At 66.0% G+C, this 15089-nt stretch carries 23 protein-coding genes; all 23 read right to left on the minus strand.

Features of this window, described 5'->3' with window-relative positions:
• Positions 1-6 precede the first annotated feature (6 nt).
• Positions 7-288 carry a VirB3 family type IV secretion system protein gene (locus DA075_RS33760; protein WP_099957431.1) on the minus strand — a complete coding sequence of 94 codons (282 nt, stop codon included), beginning with the start codon at positions 286-288 and terminating at the stop codon, positions 7-9.
• Complete coding sequence (locus DA075_RS33765) at positions 288-620, minus strand: TrbC/VirB2 family type IV secretion system protein (RefSeq protein ID WP_099957432.1); 333 nt, start codon at positions 618-620, stop codon at positions 288-290. Before DA075_RS33765 ends, DA075_RS33760 begins: the two co-directional genes overlap by 1 nt.
• Positions 617-1600, minus strand: a complete 984-nt coding sequence (trbB, locus tag DA075_RS33770; protein ID WP_099957433.1) for a P-type conjugative transfer ATPase TrbB — start codon at positions 1598-1600, stop codon at positions 617-619. The genes DA075_RS33765 and trbB overlap by 4 nt, the downstream gene beginning before the upstream one ends.
• 169 nt (positions 1601-1769) lie before the next feature.
• Positions 1770-2204, minus strand: a complete 435-nt coding sequence (locus DA075_RS33775; RefSeq protein WP_099957434.1) for a CopG family transcriptional regulator — start codon at positions 2202-2204, stop codon at positions 1770-1772.
• Between the two features lie 9 nt (positions 2205-2213).
• Positions 2214-4202, minus strand: a complete 1989-nt coding sequence (locus DA075_RS33780) for a conjugal transfer protein TraG (protein ID WP_099957435.1) — start codon at positions 4200-4202, stop codon at positions 2214-2216.
• 26 nt (positions 4203-4228) lie between these two features.
• On the minus strand, positions 4229-5968 hold the full coding sequence (locus tag DA075_RS33785) for a relaxase/mobilization nuclease domain-containing protein (RefSeq protein ID WP_099957436.1): 1740 nt from the start codon (positions 5966-5968) through the stop codon (positions 4229-4231).
• A 244-nt stretch (positions 5969-6212) separates the two neighbouring features.
• On the minus strand, positions 6213-6974 hold the full coding sequence (locus tag DA075_RS33790; RefSeq protein ID WP_099957437.1) for a lytic transglycosylase domain-containing protein: 762 nt from the start codon (positions 6972-6974) through the stop codon (positions 6213-6215).
• Between the two features lie 3 nt (positions 6975-6977).
• Entirely contained in the window at positions 6978-7325 is a 348-nt protein-coding gene (locus DA075_RS33795) for a DUF736 domain-containing protein (protein WP_099957438.1), read from the minus strand.
• 46 nt (positions 7326-7371) lie between these two features.
• A complete protein-coding gene (locus tag DA075_RS33800) occupies positions 7372-7917 on the minus strand; it encodes a S26 family signal peptidase (RefSeq protein WP_099957439.1) in 546 nt (181 codons plus the stop codon).
• Positions 7914-8435: a DUF2840 domain-containing protein gene (locus DA075_RS33805; RefSeq protein ID WP_099957440.1), complete on the minus strand. Its 522-nt coding sequence runs from the start codon at positions 8433-8435 to the stop codon at positions 7914-7916. Before DA075_RS33805 ends, DA075_RS33800 begins: the two co-directional genes overlap by 4 nt.
• Positions 8432-8686 (minus strand): ribbon-helix-helix protein, encoded by a 255-nt coding sequence (locus DA075_RS33810; protein WP_099957441.1) that lies wholly within the window; start codon positions 8684-8686, stop codon positions 8432-8434. The genes DA075_RS33805 and DA075_RS33810 overlap by 4 nt, the downstream gene beginning before the upstream one ends.
• The gene (gene parA / locus DA075_RS33815) at positions 8683-9321 is read right to left on the minus strand and encodes a ParA family partition ATPase (protein ID WP_099957442.1); all 639 of its coding nucleotides are present in this window, start codon (positions 9319-9321) and stop codon (positions 8683-8685) included. The genes DA075_RS33810 and parA overlap by 4 nt, the downstream gene beginning before the upstream one ends.
• Positions 9322-9529: 208 nt before the next feature.
• Positions 9530-10420, minus strand: coding sequence for a replication initiator protein A (locus tag DA075_RS33820; RefSeq protein ID WP_099957443.1), 891 nt, complete (start codon positions 10418-10420; stop codon positions 9530-9532).
• A gap of 9 nt (positions 10421-10429) precedes the next feature.
• Positions 10430-10708 (minus strand): helix-turn-helix transcriptional regulator, encoded by a 279-nt coding sequence (locus tag DA075_RS33825; RefSeq protein ID WP_099957444.1) that lies wholly within the window; start codon positions 10706-10708, stop codon positions 10430-10432.
• 178 nt (positions 10709-10886) lie between these two features.
• A complete protein-coding gene (locus tag DA075_RS33830; RefSeq protein ID WP_207802738.1) occupies positions 10887-11429 on the minus strand; it encodes a DUF2285 domain-containing protein in 543 nt (180 codons plus the stop codon).
• The gene (locus DA075_RS37960; RefSeq protein WP_338068027.1) at positions 11317-11769 is read right to left on the minus strand and encodes a transcriptional regulator domain-containing protein; all 453 of its coding nucleotides are present in this window, start codon (positions 11767-11769) and stop codon (positions 11317-11319) included. The genes DA075_RS33830 and DA075_RS37960 overlap by 113 nt, the downstream gene beginning before the upstream one ends.
• An 8-nt stretch (positions 11770-11777) precedes the next feature.
• Positions 11778-12044 carry a DNA -binding domain-containing protein gene (locus DA075_RS33840; protein ID WP_099957446.1) on the minus strand — a complete coding sequence of 89 codons (267 nt, stop codon included), beginning with the start codon at positions 12042-12044 and terminating at the stop codon, positions 11778-11780.
• 120 nt (positions 12045-12164) lie between these two features.
• The gene (locus tag DA075_RS33845) at positions 12165-12407 is read right to left on the minus strand and encodes a helix-turn-helix domain-containing protein (protein ID WP_099957447.1); all 243 of its coding nucleotides are present in this window, start codon (positions 12405-12407) and stop codon (positions 12165-12167) included.
• Between the two features lie 185 nt (positions 12408-12592).
• Positions 12593-12919, minus strand: coding sequence for a DUF736 domain-containing protein (locus tag DA075_RS33850; protein WP_099957448.1), 327 nt, complete (start codon positions 12917-12919; stop codon positions 12593-12595).
• A gap of 563 nt (positions 12920-13482) precedes the next feature.
• Positions 13483-13926: a hypothetical protein gene (locus tag DA075_RS33855; protein WP_099957449.1), complete on the minus strand. Its 444-nt coding sequence runs from the start codon at positions 13924-13926 to the stop codon at positions 13483-13485.
• Between the two features lie 138 nt (positions 13927-14064).
• Positions 14065-14229: a hypothetical protein gene (locus DA075_RS36915; protein ID WP_164712595.1), complete on the minus strand. Its 165-nt coding sequence runs from the start codon at positions 14227-14229 to the stop codon at positions 14065-14067.
• A gap of 283 nt (positions 14230-14512) precedes the next feature.
• Positions 14513-14761, minus strand: coding sequence for a hypothetical protein (locus DA075_RS37265; RefSeq protein WP_206289428.1), 249 nt, complete (start codon positions 14759-14761; stop codon positions 14513-14515).
• 20 nt (positions 14762-14781) lie between these two features.
• Positions 14782-15057, minus strand: coding sequence for a hypothetical protein (locus tag DA075_RS37270; protein ID WP_206289426.1), 276 nt, complete (start codon positions 15055-15057; stop codon positions 14782-14784).
• Positions 15058-15089: the final 32 nt, after the last annotated feature.

Below are 15089 nucleotides of genomic sequence, written 5' to 3' on the forward strand. Positions count from 1 at the left end.
GTTCCCTCAGACCGACAGGTGACCGGGGACGCGCAGATGCTTGCGCACGACGTCTACGAACTGCGGATCGCGTTTGGCCGCCCAAACCGCCGCGAAATGCCCCACAGCCCAAAGCCCGAGGCCGACTAGCCATAGGCGAAGGCCGAGGCCGAGCGCGGCCGCCAGCGTGCCGTTGAGGATGGCGAGCGAACGCGGCGCGCCGCCGAGCAGGATGTGCTCGGTCAGCGCCCGGTGTACGGGAACGGAGAAGCCCGGCAGCTCGCCGCCATGATCCGCGCCGTCAGCCATCAGACGAGCGCCCCGCCGCCAAACGAGAAGAACGACAGGAAGAAGCTCGACGCCGCGAACGCGATCGACAGGCCGAACACGATCTGGATCAGCTTGCGGGCGCCGCCCGACGTGTCGCCGAACGCGAGCGTCAGACCAGTGATAATGATGATCATAACGGCGATGATTTTCGCGACCGGCCCCTCGATCGATTCGAGGATTTTTTGAAGCGGCGCCTCCCAGGGCATGGACGAGCCCGAAGCGTGGGCGGCGGGTGCCAAAGCGAGCGAAAGAAAAACCATGCACACCGCTGAGGCGATGTGCCGACGGATACGCAAAGCGGGTTTGATCATGACGGGTCTCCTGCGGAGGGCTGGCTTGCGGGGGTGATGCGGTAGTCGCCCTCAGGGCCGAGACCTTCGACGCGGGCGAGTTCGGCCAGGCGACGCGAGGCGCCGCGGCCGGAGAGCACGGCCACCAGATCGATCGTCTCGGCGATCAGCGCGCGCGGGACGGTGACGACTGCTTCCTGGATTAGTTGTTCGAGACGCCGCAGCGCTCCGATCGCGGTGCCGGCATGGATCGTTCCGACGCCGCCTGGGTGCCCGGTGCCCCATGCCTTCAACAGGTCGAGTGCTTCGGCGCCGCGGACCTCGCCGATCGGAATGCGATCCGGCCGCAGGCGGAGCGAAGAGCGGACCAGATCGGAGAGCGAGGCGACGCCGTCCTTCGTCCGCATCGCCACCAGATTGGGCGCAGCGCATTGCAGCTCGCGCGTATCTTCGATCAGGACCACGCGATCCGAGGTCTTCGAGACCTCGGCGAGCAGAGCGTTGGTGAGCGTGGTTTTGCCGGTCGAGGTGCCGCCGGCTACGAGAATGTTGCGCCTGTTGGCCACGGCCTGACGGAGGGTTTCGGCCTGACCAGCCGACATGATCCCGGCCGCCACATAGTCGTCCAGGGTGAACACCGCGACGGCGGGCTTGCGGATCGCGAAGGCCGGCGCGGAAACCACCGGGGGCAACAGCCCTTCGAACCGCTCTCCTGTTTCGGGCAGCTCGGCCGAAACGCGCGGAGCGCCGAGATGCACCTCGGCGCCGACATGATGCGCGACCAGGCGAATGATGCGCTCGCCATCGGCGGGGGACAGTCGTTCACCCGTATCGGAAAGACCTTCCGACAGCCGGTCGACCCAGAGCCGCCCATCGGGGTTGAGCATCACCTCGACGATCGCGGGATCTTCCAGAAACGTGGCGATCGCAGACCCGAGGGCTGTGCGCAGCATTCGCGCACCGCGAAGAATCGCTTCCGATTTCTGGTGAGTTGCCGCCACGTCGTCCCCGTTCTCTTGCGGGTCCGCGATGTGCGGCCCTGGATCGGGGATGAGTAGAAGAGGCAGAAATCATGGCCTGACAACAACCGTCGTATGGCCGTCGTACTGTGGCGTACAAAGACAGGAGAACGGCGGAACGCTCGAATACTTGCGGCGTGCGCGTCGATGATTATTCCGCGTCGCGCGCGGGCGGGATGTCTTCCGAAATCTCCTGTCTGAGCTTCGGTCCTGTTGCGAGTCGACGGCCGAGCGCGGTCACGAAGGCTTCGTAGCGCTCCGCCGCCTTCGCACGCGCCGCAAGCTGGGCCGGCTCGGGCAACGGCGGATTGGACGTCAGCCAGAAACGGATGAACACGGCGAGCGTTTCGACCGATATGCCGAGATCGCGCTCCATGCGCGCCATTCGCCGGTCGAGCTGATCGAGCCGCTTTGTGGTCGCTGCTTCCTGCCGTTCCGCGGCGTCTGGCGAAAGGAAGGATGCGATGCCGGCCTCGGCAACCAGCGACAGCGAGAGATCGCGTCGAGCTGCATGGGCCGCCAGTGCTTTCATCACGTCCGGGTCGAGATAGACGGAAAGGCGCTGCTTCTTCGGCGGTTTGCTCACGGGCGCCTCCTACAATTCGATGCCGTCGTCCGGATCGAGCGAGGCTTGGCGAGCGACCTGGCGCATGGTCTGGGTCATGCGGCTGAGGCGCGCGGCGTCCTCCTCGACTTCATCGCGAGGGTCTATCTCGAACTCGTTCTCGATTACCGGCTTGCGCTCGACCGTCTTGGTGCGGCTCAGCTCAGGCTGGTGCCGACGCTCCGAATCCGTTGGGTCATCATCATCGCCTGCATCCTCCACGGCGACGGCCGTGTTCAACACCGGACGTTCGGGCAAAGCCAGCGTGCTCCAGTCGTCGGCCCTCGCGGTTGTCGGCTTGGTGAGTGCAGGTGGCGTCAGGATGCGTTCCTGAAATCTGCTGTCCTCATAGTAGCGCGCCTTCTTGGCGCGGATCGGTGGAATGCCGGCGATCATGACGATCTCGTCCGACGGCGGTAGCTGCATGATCTCGCCCGGCGTGAGCAGTTGCCGTGCGGTCTCCGAGCGCGACACCATCATATGGCCGAGCCAGGGCGAGAGCCGGTGGCCGGCATAGTTCTTCATCGCCTTCATCTCGGTGGCGGTGCCGAGCGCATCGGAAACGCGTTTGGCGGTGCGCTCGTCATTGGTCGCGAAGCTGACCCGAACATGGCAGTTGTCGAGGATCGAGTTGTTCGGGCCGTAGGCCTTCTCGATCTGGTTCAGCGATTGCGCAATGAGGAACGCCTTCAGGCCATAGCCTGCCATGAAGGCAAGCGCGCTCTCGAAGAAGTCCAAGCGCCCGAGCGCGGGAAACTCGTCGAGCATCAGGAGTAGACGATGGCGCTGGCCCTTGGCGTGCAGGTCCTCGGTCAACCGGCGCCCGACTTGATTCAGGATGAGACGGATGAGCGGCTTGGTCCGGTTGATGTCAGAAGGCGGCACCACGAGGTAGAGCGTGGTCGGATGCTTGCCGCCTACCATGTCGGCGATGCGCCAATCGCAGCGGCGGGTGACCTCGGCGACGACGGGATCGCGATACAGGCCCAAGAAGGACATCGCGGTCGACAGCACGCCGGACCGCTCGTTGTCGGATTTGTTGAGCAGCTCGCGCGCCGCGCTGGCGATGACGGGATGCGGGCCGGCCTCGCCGAGATGGGCGGTCTTCATCATCGCCGCGAGGGTCGACTCGATCGGGCGCTTCGGATCGGACAGGAAGGCGGCGACGCCTGCCAATGTCTTGTCGGCCTCGGCATAGAGGACGTGCAGGATCGCGCCGACCAGCAGCGCGTGCGACGTCTTTTCCCAGTGGTTCCGCTTCTCGAGCGAGCCTTCCGGGTCGACAAGGATGTCGGCGATGTTCTGCACGTCGCGCACTTCCCACTCGCCGCGTCGCACTTCGAGCAACGGATTGTAGGCGGCCGACTTCGCGTTCGTTGGATCGAAGAGCAGCACGCGGCCGTGGCGCGCCCGGTAGCCGGCGGTCAGCGTCCAGTTCTCGCCCTTGATGTCGTGAACGATCGCCGAGCCCGGCCAGGTCAAGAGCGAGGGCACGACCAGGCCCACGCCTTTGCCGGAACGCGTTGGTGCGAAGCACAGAACATGTTCGGGACCGTCATGGCGAAGATAGTCGTGCTCGTGTTTGCCGAGCACGACGCCATCCGGACCGAGGAGGCCCGCGGCCTTCACTTCGTCAGGGCGCGCCCAGCGGGCCGAGCCATAGGTCTCGACGTTCTTCGCTTCGCGTGCCCGCCACACCGACATGCCGATCGCGACCGCGATCGAAATGAAGCCACCCGACGCGGCGATATAGGCGCCCTCGACGAAGATCGGAGGCGCATAGGCGTCGTAGAAATACCACCACCAGAAGAAGGCGGGCGGATAGTAGATCGGCCAGCCCGCCAGTTCGAACCAGGGCAGTCCGAGCTGAGGTTGGAAACCGAGACGATAGGCCGTCCATTGTGTCGCGCCCCAGGTCGTCATCAACACGATCAGGAAGACGGTGAGGATCTGACCCCAGAGGATTTTAGTCGCTGACATGGCGGGGCACTCCTTTCTTAGTTGGGCTACATGCCGAGGCCGCGATTGCGGCCGAAGCTCCAGTCGACGCCGCCGCCGCCGCGCGAGACACCGGAGACGTGCTGACCAAGGCGACGTTCGAGGGAGGGCGACCAGGGCACGAGCTGGAAGCCGAGGCCGTCATCGATCATGGCGAAGCGGCCGGAGGCGAGCGCGAGGCGCTGGCGATAGGTGCCCGCCACATACTCGCCTGTTCCGGCCTTGGTGAATGGCCGGCCGGTCTCGGCCGCGAGCTTCTCCCCGAGCGCTTCGACCTCGCGCTGGCGCAAGGTTTCGATCAGCCCGGGCGAGAAGCTGACGCCGCGCGTCTGCCGCTCGGCGAGCCCCTGGGCGATGAGATGGTCGGCGCGCCTGTCCATCGCCTGGCGCACCTCCGCGCCGAAGCCGCCGCTGCCGAGCGCTACCGGCTCGCGGGCGATGGCCTGCCGGTCGAGCCAGGTGGCGCCGGTTGCGGTGACCTGCCGTTCGATGTCGAGATCGGATCGGACGGCGAGCGCCACACGGCGCCGACCCTGTGCGTCATCGAACTTGCGCAGCTCGACGATCGAGCCCGGGGCGCTGTCGCCAGCGGCGTCGAGGTCGGGCAGTTTGATGTGGTGGGTTCGCCCGTCCGTGCCGTCGACGACGGCGTAGGCCGTGCCCCTCAGCTCATCGTCGAGACCACGATCCACCAGCCGGCCGATGACCGGATCGTCAATGCTCTCGCCGGCGAGCACGTAGCTCGACGCGCCGCGCTCGATGCCCCGTTCGGTCAGGCCCCGGTGGATGCGCTTGATGATGTCGCCGCGCTCGCCCAGTTCGCGCAGTGTCTTCTCGGCATTCTCCGATACAACCCACTGGCCGGGACCGATTTGATCAGCGAGGCCGAGTGTCTCCAGCTTGCGCAGCCGACCGACCTTCAGCGCGTGGAATTCGTCAGGCTGCCGATCGGGATGTGGGGCGAGGTCGGCGACGCCCGTGCGATAGCTGTCGCGGGCGATCTGGCGATCGAGATCGGTCCAGCGTTCCGCCTCGACCTGACGCCCCAGGTTGCGCCGGATCTCCTGCTCGGTGCGCGGGCCCAACTCCTGGGTGACGAGATCCTGCGCGCGGGCACGCATGCCCTCCTTGATGTAGTCGCGGGAGATAACGAGGTCCTGGCCGTCGTCGGTTCGCCCTCGCAGGATGATGTGAACGTGGGGATTGTCTGTGTTCCAGTGGTCGACGCCGACCCAGTCGAGCTTCGTGCCGAGATCCTTTTCCATCTGACCCATCAGATCGCGCGCGAAGGTCTTGAGGTCGCTCATCTCGGTCGCGTCCTCTGGCGAGACGATGAACCGGAAGTGATGCCGATCGTCCTGGGTGCGCTCGGCGAAAGCCTTCGGATCGGCGTCCTCGGTCTCGGGACCGAACAGGTGCGCCTTTTCTCCATCCCGGGTGACGCCCTCGCGGCGGAGATAGCTGAGGTGCGCTGCTAGCGGCGCGGCCCGCGCGCTATGACGGACGACGCGTGTCTTGATGACGGTGTTACGGGACCGGCTGGTCAGAAGCCGGTTGGCCTGCACCGTCGCGCGTTGCCCGCGTCCGAACCGCGAGCGATTGCCCGTGCTGATCTGGCCGGAGCGCGAGACGCGTCCACCGGCCCGCTGTGCGGCGGCGAGCGCCTGGGCAATGAAGGGCCGCGCCTGCTGCGCGCGGGTCGAACGGATGCGGCCAGGTCGGATGCGGAAATCGTCGTCGCCGCTCATGGCCGAGGCCCCGCACATCGCGCAAACGCGCGGAAAGCCTTGGCAAAATGGCGAATGCGCAGGCTGCGCCGATTAGGCGCACCTCGCGCGAATGTGCCATAAGCCTCTGAAAACACACGACCGCACCAAGCCGCACATCGCCGGCTTTTATCTCGCCATCGTGCGGTTGTGCTGACTGCTCCTCCTCTCCAGACCGCCTTTCGCCCGCCAGAGCACGCCACAATGCGAAAGGGTGCGAACGCGGTCATCGCGGGCCACCGGGGACATTGCGCGCGACGAAAAGGCCATCGGTGGGCGCAGCCACCGGGCCTTCATCGCGCTCCGGGGCTGCCGCCGTGGTGGCGTCTGGCTCGCGCTCAGTCTGCAAAGGAACGGCAGACGCCCTGCCGGACGACTGCACGACGAAGAGCGGCGCCCGCGTCCAAGCCAGCGGATCGGCGGCCGCCACAACGACGGGGCCGGTGAGGTCACCGCCGCCGACAACGGGGGCAAGCGCGGCGACATAGGCGCGCGTTTCAGCCGGCAATGGGCGGCCGGCGAGATACTCTTCGTAGCGGCCCGGACCGGCGTTGTAGGCCGCCAGGAAGCCGGGCGAACCGTAGCGGTCGTGCATCTCACGCAGATACGCAGCGCCTGCCAGAATGTTGTCGCGTGGGTCGTAGGGATTGCCGCCGAGCCGATGGCGGACGCGCAGGTCGGCCCATGTGGCAGGCATGATCTGCATCAGGCCCATCGCGCCCGCCGGGGAGATGGCGCGCACATCGCCGGCGCTTTCGGCGCGCATGACGGCGCGTATCCATGCTTCTGGAACGCCGAACCTCTGCGCCGCCTCCGCGATGAAAGCGCCATAGGGATCGCTGCGCGATGGCCGCTCGGCGGGCGCTTGCTGTGCGTAGGCAGTGCTCGCACCCGGCGCGGCGAGGATCAGGCCGGAAAGGAGAAGGAAGGCTGCGCGTCGGAGGATGATCCTCCCTCCGACGGCAGGCTGACGGCGCGCGGCGGGCATCGTTCAGTCCCGCTCGCCGCGCTTCGGCGGGCGATTCCAGTGCAGACCCCAGGCGGATTTATCGTCGGCCGACTGGAACAGATTGGCGCGGATCGGATGTTCGAAGGTCGGATCGTCGAGTTGCAGCGAGACGTATTCGCCGGCCTTCTCGCCGGTGCGCTTCCAGCCGGCGCCGATCTCCGCGCCGGTCTCGTTGCTGTTGGTGTCGAGCACATGGACGCGGAAGTCTGGCGCGTTCTCCGCATCGGACGGTTCGGCCGCGACGATAATGATGTCTTGGTGTAGAGACAGCGTCGTCAGGTGGCCGATGAAGCCGTCATTTTCGCGTATGAATTGACCGATCACGGGCATTGGTCGTCTCCTTCAGATTGCGGTGGACAGGGTCATGGGCGCGCCGTCACCGCGTCGGCGCGCGCCAGACGAAGCGGCCATCGCCGTCCTCGTCGGTGTAGAGAGGGGTGGCCCGGCCGATCACGGCGGAGGCCGGAAGCGGGCCGAAATAGCGACCGTCGAGGCTGTCGCGGACTTGCCAGTTCATCAGGAACAGTTCGCCGGCCGCGACCGAGCGGCAGCCCTGCCACACCGGGAGCGGGCGACCGCGACGATCGCGATCGAGCGCGTCGCCCATCGGCACGCCGTCGACGGTGATGGCGAGCCCGGTCCGGCAAACGCGCTGACCTGGGACCGCGGCGACGCGCTTCAAGAGCGGCACGCCGCGCGGCAGGTAGCCGCCATCGGACAGGAAGGTTGCGAGCGGCTCGGGCGCGTCTACGGCCACCAGATCGGTCACGTCGACCGCGCCCACATCGCCGATCGTGTAGAAGCCGACCGGCGTGCTGGCGGACGCGTTCCAGATCAGGCGCGGCGCGAACGAAGCGATCGAAGCTACGCCGATAAGCGAGACGGCCGCCGTCGTGATGACGGCGTAGGAGAGCCGGGTCATGCGCCGATCCTCCGACGCAGGAGAAAGGCGCGATGCTGGCGCGGACCATAGCCGCGCGGCGTTTCGCCAACGGTCATTCGGTTATGGACGTGGCGCCAATGGTCGGGCGAAACGTCGATCGGATCGATGCCGCGCGCCTCGATGGCGTCGATGAGCTGGAGCATGCGCTCAACCTTCGGCCAGCCATCGACATGCAGCAGGACCTCTGCGCCGGGCGTGACCGTCGGAACGGTCTGGCACGCTGCGCCGCGTTCAACCGTGCGCAGGATGTTGAGCCGCGAGAGAACGGTGCCATGCTCGTTCGCCGCCCAGCGCACGAGCGCGAAGACGCTGCCGGGAGGGAAGAAAAGGATGCGGCGGCGGCGATCGAGGATCTGCTCGCGCCGCTCTCGGCCGAAGCGGACCCAGTGCTCCGTCTGCTTCTCGATCCAGACGAGTTCGACCTCAGTGAACGCTTCGGGCGGCGGCTCGGCGGCAGCACGGCCGACGCGCGCTGGCGCGGCGACAAGGCCGGTCATTGTCCTTCTCCTGACGGGGGTGGGAATTCGCGCTCGAACAGCGCGCGCAGCATGTCGGCGACGGTCTGGCCGCGCTGAAAGGCGGCAATCTTGATGCGGCCGCGCATGTCGGCGGTGACGTCTATCGTCAGCCGGGCCGAGTAGTCCTCGGCGGGCTGACCGCGGGCGGCGTGGCGATCGGGCGCCTTGATCCAGCTTTCGGGATCGGCGGGACGCGCTGCAAAGCTGCGCTTTGGGGACCGTTCGCTCATGCGCCGATCCTCGCGACTTCCGCCGCGAGCGCGGCGATCTCGCGCGCGCCAGGACAATCCTCGTCCTGCTCGGCGGCGAGCCGGCCGGTCTGCACGACGTCGGCGAAGACGATGCGTTGGCCGATCGTGGTCGAGAGTAAGGGCGGGTCGTGTTCCGCGAGAGTCTCGGCGGTCTCACGTGCCAGCACCGTGCGGGCCGCGCAGCGGTTCAGCACGAAGCGGGCGGCGAGCTGCGGCCGATATATGCGCGCCTCGCCGAGCAGCGCGAGCATTTCGGCGGAGGCCCAGCCGTCGAGCGGCGACGGCTGCACCGGGATCAGCACGAGGTCGGCCGCGAGCAGCGCCGAGCGCATCAACCCGGCAACGCGCGGTGGACCGTCGATGACGACGTGGTCGGCGTCGCGGGCCAACTCCGGCGCTTCACGGTGGAGCGTGTCGCGGGCCAGGCCCACGACACCGAACAGCCGCTCCAGCCCCTCCCGGCTGCGCTGCTGCGACCAGTCGAGCGCCGAACCCTGGGGGTCGGCGTCTATCAGCGTGACACGCTGTCCACGGCGAGCCCATTCACCAGCCAGGTGGAGGGCGAGCGTGGTTTTTCCGACCCCGCCTTTCTGGTTGAGCAACGCGACGATCATGACGGTCTCCCGGCGATCGGGGACTCGTCCACAGCGGCCGAAAAGCGCGGTCGCGTTAGAAAGATTCCGTAGGAATCTAGGTTAGATAAGTTACGGGGCTCGCAAGCTGCTGATTCAGCGCGAGGATTCGGCGATTCCGGTCCCCGATAGCACGAGAGTCCGGTCCCCGATGGCACGAGAGTGCCGGTCCCTGATAGCACGAGGCGATTCACAGCTTATCCCCAGGGTGAGGTTTGGTCCGGCGACGACGACGCGGGATGCCGAGGGCATCCGGATCGGTCGGCACGAAGGAGAGGATTTCCGGCCCGCCGAGGCATTGCTCGATGGTCAGGCGGTAGCCTGGCAGCGGTTGGCGGCGGACGATGTCGCGAAGGTCGTAGGCGAAGTGCTTGAGTGGCGAGAGGCTGCCCGACTTGGCGTGGAGATGCGGGAAATCGAAGCTCCAGCCGAACTCCTGCTTGCCGCCGTGCTTGCGCACGAGGCGGTACAGCCAGCGCTCCAGGCCTCCCGTCAGACCGAAATAATTGCGGTCGATCGTCAGCACGAGCGCGTCGTCGAGGACGGCGGCGTAGAACCAATCGGGCACGATCAGCTCGAGGCCGAGCGGCCGGCCGCGATGGTCGGCGCGCTCCTTCCATTCGTTGATCCAGGAGAAGCGGTGCATCCGCCGCTCGGTCGGCTGGCGGATCGAGGTCGCTACCGTCGTCGACTGAAGTCGGTCGAGCGCAGCCTTGAGGCGGTCGTAGTCGCGCAGCGACACGCCGCGGCCGATGAAGTTGAGGATTTCGTAGGGAGTGGTCGCCATGAGGCGTGACGGCTGCAAGCCGACGTCCCGCGCCTCGACGATCTGCGAGGCGGCCCAGATCAGGACGTCGGCATCCCAGATTGTCGCCATGCCGTGCTCGGCGACAGCCTCGACACGAATTTTGACCGATCCCGCCTTGAAGTCGATCGGCGCCAAGCGCTTCGACTTGGCGAGCGAAAAGAACGGATAGGCCATGAGATCCTGCGCGTCGCGGGGCGCGAGATCGCCCGGCAGCGCCCGGAACAGATCGAGTTGCGCGCGCTCGCCGCTGTGATGCTGATGACGGGGCGACATGCGACCGTCTCAGCGCAGTGTGCGGCCTACGGCGAGCGACGCGGCCTTCTGGGGCTTGGCGGGTGGAACGTTTCCGCTCGGATCGGAGGTCGAGGTGACGAGACCGCGATCTGCCCAGGCTTGAAGGTCGTTTATGGAATAAACGACGCGGCCACCCAACTTGCGATAGGTTGGACCAGTGCCATACGTACGGTGCTTTTCAAGGGTGCGCTCCGATAGGCCCAAGAAGCGCGCTGCTTCCTCGGTCCGCAGGTATCGTGGCGGTAGATTGGCGGCTTCCTCGCCCATGATCGAACCTCCGTGCTCTCGCGGCGGCCGCTACGGATGAGCGGCGGCTTGCGGGTACGGTGGCGAAAGAAGGCCGGTCAGTTGTCGTGGAGAGTTGGGGGGAGCCTAATTCCCACACCGTGATCGCATCGTCCGAGGCCGGCGGTCTGCGGCGCGCCGCATAGCGGGCTGACGCCGGTTAGTCGCGGCGGCGGCGATGCCGGAGAAGTTTACGGTAACCACCCTCGATCATGCGTCTAGCTTCGCGTAGCAGAGACATGATTGCATGTCGGCGCGACGAGGCTTGCCATTCGTCGCGGCTGACATCGTCGATATCGAAGATCACCTTCGCGATCGACTGTTGCGTGGCGCCATAGCGGAATCCGTCGAATGCCTGGAGCATTCTGCGAGCTCTCGCACGTTGCTGGGCTGTCAATCGCGTGTCTGGCGGCACGGCGCGATGATGAAGCGTCGCGAGCAGGCGTTCAACCGACTCCAGACGGTCGAAGCCGGTGATGTCGAGCGGGATGACCGCAACCAGCGGTGTGATCGTCGCCGCATCGCCGATCTGGATGAGCTGGAGCGATGGGGCGCCAGCGTCATGTACTCTGAAATCTGCGCCGACTGCATCAGATGCAAGCGGCGGCGGTAATATCGCCGCTGTGCTCGTCGTCGTCGCGAGAAGGTCCGGCGCCGTGTCGAGAATAACAGTGCTGGTATCGTCCGTAGGCGACCAGAGCACGGCAGCGGCCGGCGGCGGATCCAGCGGATCGACGGGGAAATCGCAACCCCCAACGGAGTCGGAAGTCTTCTAGATCTTGTTCGGGAGAGAGGTCTCGATGGAGGAGCGCCGTGAAGTCACGGTCGTAGGCGTCATTGCGCCGAAGCCACTCCCAAGCAAGATCAGAAGCGCTCAGTCTATCGACGTGATCATAATTTGCCGAGGCTCGCCACTGAGAGGGATCCGGCGTCACAGCTTTGCTCCTCATCGTCTTCCGATCGAGTTCGGACTGACAATGATTACCGTGAGTTGCGTTGCGCGGAAGTCCAGGTTGAAGCAACAGGTGTTGCTCCCGAGGCATCGCGGGCGCTAACGGGCAAGGCTCTCTCTCGCGACTTCGCGGTAGCCGTGCTCGGACATCCAGCGCGCCCGTGCGAGGTGTGTCGCATGAACGCGACGGCAACGCTCCGGATCAGCGTCAGGATCGAGGCCGAACAACGTGCGAGTGGCTTCTCTCCAGTCGGCTCCGTCGCGCCATGAATCGATCAGGCGCAGGTACAAGGCCATATGCGCCCGGTCGTACGGCGTGAGAGCCGATCCCGTTGGTGCTTCATCCTTGAAGTCGTGCGTCGTCACCGCATCCCCCTGCTGTCCGAAATATCCACTGTGGAGGGATTTGTTAACGATGATCTGACGCCGTTACGAATGCAAGCCGTGTCGCCGGACAATCGCGTCACGGGGGCGATATGCCAATATTCAGCGTCGAACCTGGTGATCGACAAGCATGACCCCTACGCCTTGGTCGGAGCTCAAGAAGACGATCCCGTCTCGTTCCAAGGCCCGTCTCACCTCGTCGCGCGTGCTTTCGTAGATCCCGAGATTGCTCTCGGATTCCAGTCGCTTGAGTGCGGTGAGGGATACACGGGCCTTGTCCGCGAGCGTCTCCTGTGTCCAACCCAGCAAAGCGCGTGCGGCCCGCGATTGTCGGGCGGTGATCATGCATGATCACCTCCCACTCGGACCTACGCGCACGCCAGAACTACGACTATAATAGTCGCTTCATAGCGATATTTCCACCTGAATCGCGCTCTCGGGCCTGCCAGGGAGGCGCTTTCGCGGTGACTGATTCGGTCGCCCTGGACGCCGAAGGCCCCGGCCTTTCGGCCGGGGCCTTGCGCCGGGCGTCAGTCCCCCCGGCGCCCGTTGGGGCGGGACCAGATCAGCGAGAAGGTGTCGCTGTCCTCGTCGTCGAAAAGGTTGGCGTAGATCGGGGCGTTGAAGCTCGGATCGTCCAGCTTGAGGCCCAGGTAGTCGCGGCCCTCGTTGGAGCGCTTGGACCAGGCGGCGCCGATCTCGGCGCGGCCGACCAGGACCCGGTGGCTGGGGGCGTTCTCGCCGGTGGCGCGCTGGTCCGGGACGATGCGGACGTTCTTGGCCTGGACGCTGAGGGTAACGATTTCGCCGGTGAACTCGTTCGAGCCGGTCTTCTTGAAGGTGCCGATGGTCGCCATTGTAAGTCTCCGTTTTCCGTTCCCGAGCCCGCACCATTGCGGCCTCGATGGCGATCGGTTGGCCGGAGGCGATCGACGGCGCACCCCGAAGGGGCTTGACAGCTAAGGAGGGCTTTCTTGTCTCGCGAGGAATGACGGCGCAGCCGGCAGGGGAAGAAAGTTTGACGCGGCTGTTGCGTCATAGGCGATCGAGGCGAAGCCGGCCTTCGGCCAGATCAGGCCATGAGAGAGGCCGTTTGGAGCGGTCGCGTGACGGGCAGAAAGGGAGAGATGGCGCCCCGCCGCTGCCGCCAAGATGACATCGCCGCGAACCTCACCGGCGAGCTGTCGTCCTCTGTCCGGGCCGATCACGGCATCCTGACCCGGCCTGCCTCCGGCGGAAGTCCCCGCATCAACGAATCTCGGTTTCCGCTACGACGGCTGACGCTTCGCCAGCGCACGCCGTGGGTCGCTCTCAGGGCCGAACGACGATCCGCTTTCCAAGCCCCGCAACCGCCCACTCTCCTGACGGGGACGCCTGCCCCGATCGTCGCCCTGGTCCGCACCATGAGGCATGGGTGACGTCAGGCCCGCGCAAGGTCTCGGCTGGTGGGGCCGCTGGCCTTTGCCATTCCTGCGACCCGGGCAAAGGCCGTGATGCCAACGGCGATGGCCCCGATGACGGAGAAAGTGATCTGCCAAACGTCCGAGGGCATCAGGTGCTTCACGATGCCATGGGTGGCGTGGAAGCCCGCGACGGCGGCGGGTGCGACGAATACGATGGCGACGCCGAGCTTCAGCCACATCGGCCTTGCGAAGGTGATGAGGAGCTGCCCGACCGCGAACGTGACGGCCGCGGCGACCATGCCGACGAGGATCGCGCCGGCAATGCCGGCGCCGGTGCCGTTGGCCCAGGCGCCTGCGGCGAAGCCGACGAAGGCCGGCAGCGCAAAGACGGCCAGCGTGAACAACAGCCAGCAAAGCACGCCTATGGCCGCGACAGATGCGAGTATTGCGAGGATGATCATAGTGGTGGCCTCCGTGCCAAAAGGTCTGACGGCTGCGCCTGCCACCACCACGGCGCGACCGCACTATAGCTTAAGATCGAGTGCGCCGGGAGCGGAAATCCCGGGGGACTTCCGCTTCGGCGGACGGGGTTGCCCCGGTCAGGCAAAAGGATCGATCTCATGGACAATCGCTGCGGCGTCGCCGTCATATTCGCTGGCGAGCGTGACTGAATGGGTGCCGTCGCCGGCCTGGAAGATGACGATAGCGGCCATCAGCGAGGTGGCGAGGCTGAAGGCGAAGGCGTTCGCTTGCTTGAGGGACATCGATCCGGCTCCTGTTTCGAGCGGAGGACCATCCCCCGCTGACAGGCGCCCGAAGTGTCGGACTGGTCGCTGCAATCACCGCGCAGGCGCAGCCGCAGCGGCGGCATGCTCGCATAGCCGACCCTTTACGGGTTGATGGCGCCAAGCGACCAGTCTGACCAAGGATCAGCGCATAAAAGCGGGTGTGGTGCTCGGCGTCGGGAGCCGGTCCTGTCCCGTCAGTCGGGCAGCACTTGCATTCGCCATGCCGGGGCGTCGCCAATATCGCGGTAGGCATAGTTGATCAGGTCGCGCACCAGCTCGAGCAGTCCGCCGACCGGCAGCCGTCGAATTGATCGCCATGGGCCATGCCGTTGCGCCGCTGGCTCAGGCTGGGCTTCGCCTCGCCGGTGACGAACCCGATCGCGGTGCCCCCGGTGCGGACGATCATCGGAATGTGCGTGTCGGTCAGGCCGTCGGAATCCACCACGTGCTTCAGCAGCGTCGCGAAGGTGCGGCCATTCTTCGGGATCTGGCCGCCGTACCGGTCCATCGTGGCGAGTGCGAGGGCGATCAGCGCCGCAAGTTCGCCGGCTTTCGCACGTCGCGGTCGACCCATCCCAGGAGGTAGAGTATCTGCGCGCGCGCGAACTTCGCGCGCACGATGTCCGGAATGCGCTCGTCGATGCTGAGCCCGACGATGAATTTCCGCCATGTCTGCGGATCGTCGAACTGAAGGAACCCGCCGGGCATTCCCGGCGACGGCCAGGGAATGATGAGCGGTTCGGTGCGCGGCGGAAGATCCAGGTCGAGCTTCAGAGGCTTTTCCTTCGTGATATTCGGCCGCATAACAATACTCGTGATCGGCAAGTATTGCGAAG

Origin of the sequence: Methylobacterium currus (genome assembly GCF_003058325.1) — a bacterium.
Taxonomy (GTDB): Bacteria; Pseudomonadota; Alphaproteobacteria; order Rhizobiales; family Beijerinckiaceae; genus Methylobacterium; species Methylobacterium currus.